This window comes from Methylomonas rosea, assembly GCF_024505055.1.
Classification (GTDB): Bacteria; Pseudomonadota; Gammaproteobacteria; order Methylococcales; family Methylomonadaceae; genus Methylomonas; species Methylomonas rosea.
Genome location: NZ_JANIBL010000132.1, coordinates 1 through 2,085, shown reverse-complemented (window position 1 = coordinate 2,085; position 2,085 = coordinate 1). Strand labels below are relative to the sequence as shown.

At 60.5% G+C, this 2,085-nt stretch carries 1 protein-coding gene and 1 pseudogene; both read left to right on the top strand.

The features are described 5' to 3' along the window. Positions 1–305: pseudogene (locus tag NP589_RS21430) on the top strand (putative baseplate assembly protein); the annotation flags it as partial. 9 nt (positions 306–314) lie between these two features. After that, positions 315–2,085: phage tail protein (locus NP589_RS21425; RefSeq protein WP_256608789.1), on the top strand; the 1,771-nt coding region annotated here is incomplete at its 3' end.

Below are 2,085 nucleotides of genomic sequence, written 5' to 3'. Positions count from 1 at the left end.
GTGCGGGTTGGCCTTTGGGGGCTGAGGTGCGCGCCAACGAATTATTGACCCAGGCAGCGCGGGTGGCCGGGGTGCAGGCTGTCAATGGTTTGAGTCTGTTTCAACGCGGCAGCAATGGCTGGCGACGCTTGTCGGCCGACGAGACGGTCAGCCTGACTAAATACCAGTTGCCCGAGCTGCTGGGCGTGCGCGTCGACAGCGGTTCCGGCACGCCGGCCTTGCCGGACGGCATCGGTTTGCTGGAAGGCCAAACCCCGGACGATAGTCTGGGCGTCGCGGTTCCGGTGATTCCGGACATTTGTTGAGGGTAAACCATGGACGTCAACAACACCCCGTATTTTTTACTGAGAGGCCAGGCCGATTTCGAGCAGGGCTCCAGCCATTTGAGCTGGAATACCGGTTTGCAGGCGCTGACGCTGGCGCAAAACCAGGTCTTGCGCTTGCCTGCCTCCGATCCGGCGGCGGCCTTGCTGGTTTGGCAAAACAGCACGCCGTTGGCTTTGGACAGTTTTAATCAGATTGGCCGATTGAGTGCCGACGGCACACGCGTCGAATTCAATAGCGGTCGCGGCTATCTGACTTTGCAGGACAATGAATTGCGGGATGTCACTGCGCCGCAGGGCCGCTTTACCGATATGGCTTTCGCGGCGGTCGCGACCAGCGGCAAGCCGGGATTCGGGCAGCCGGCCGGTGACGGCAGACTGGCCCTGCCGTTTAGCGATGACAATAATCAGCATGGCTTGCTGCTGTTTCATCTGGCTCGGCGCTGGCAAACCTTTTGCGAATGGGACAATGCGGAAGGCGAGAATGCCGCGTCGCAAATGCCGCTAAGGGCGTGTGTCGACGCTGAGCTGCGAATCTGGCTAATCTCCGCGACCGGCTTGATGTTGTGTACCGGCGAACCGTTGCCCCTGCCGTACACGCCGCAACCGGTGCGCTTCGAACCTGAGCAAGCCAATCCGCATCCCTTAAACCGAATCTGGCAGCAAGCCTTGCCGGACGGTCTGCAGGCGCTGGCGTTGTGTTGCGATTTACAGCAGCTTTATATCTTGTGCCATGACGGCGCCGGTGGGCAGGTCATATTGACCCGGCCTTTGTCGGCATTGCCGGATGCATCTTTCAAACACTACGCCTGCCCGCCAGAATTGCCGTTCGCTATCGATCTAGCTCTGGCTGCCGATTCGGCTTTACCGGACAGCGGCCGGCTGGCGGCTTTGGTGCCGCGCGCGGCTGACGACGTAAATTTCACGCAACGCGATTGCCCGGTATTAACGCTGCATTGGGATAACGAAACCAACACCGGCCAAGCCCGCTTGCTGCACGAGCGTTATCCGCTGCTGTCGCAAGCTGTGCCGCGCTTTGTCAGCAGCGCCGACGGCCAGTTGCGCTATCAAGCCGGGGCCGATCCGGATTTTCCAGGGATAGCCCCTCGCCCGCGCGAATTACATGCCTTGCGCCGTCCACAGTTTCATCTGGAAGGTGCGGCATTGCTGCACGAACTGGATTCCGGCCAAGTCGATACCCAATGGCACCGGCTGTATCTGGACGCCTGCATTCCGCCCGGCTGCGACATTCAGATCGCGGTGCGGGTATTTGCCAGCAAACAAATGCCTAGGCCCAAACCTATCGAGCAGCCCGCGCCGTTGTGGAACCCGTTGCCTTCGGAATTGCCGTTCGCGGCAAGCCTGGCCGGCCAGCAAGCCGGCACTAGTGGTTTGTTCGAGATTTTGTTGCAACAGACATCCGGCCCGGTACGGCAATTGCGCGGACGTTATCTACAAATTCAAGTGACCTTACGCGGCGATGGCCGGCAAAGCCCGGCTTTGCATGCCATCAGGGTGTATTACCCGCGTTTTTCCTACCAGGAAGCCTATTTTCCGGAGTTTTACCGGCAGGAACTCAGTTACGACCCGGCGCAAGCCCTCGGTCCTGCGAATGGCGCCGATGTCCGCGAGCGCTTGCTGGCGGCCTTCGAAGGCGTTTTGACCCCGTTGGAAGGCCGGATCGCTGCGAGTGAACAATTGATTGCTCCGGAGGCAACGCCCGCCGTGAATCTGCCATGGCTGGCCGAGGCGGTGGGCGGCC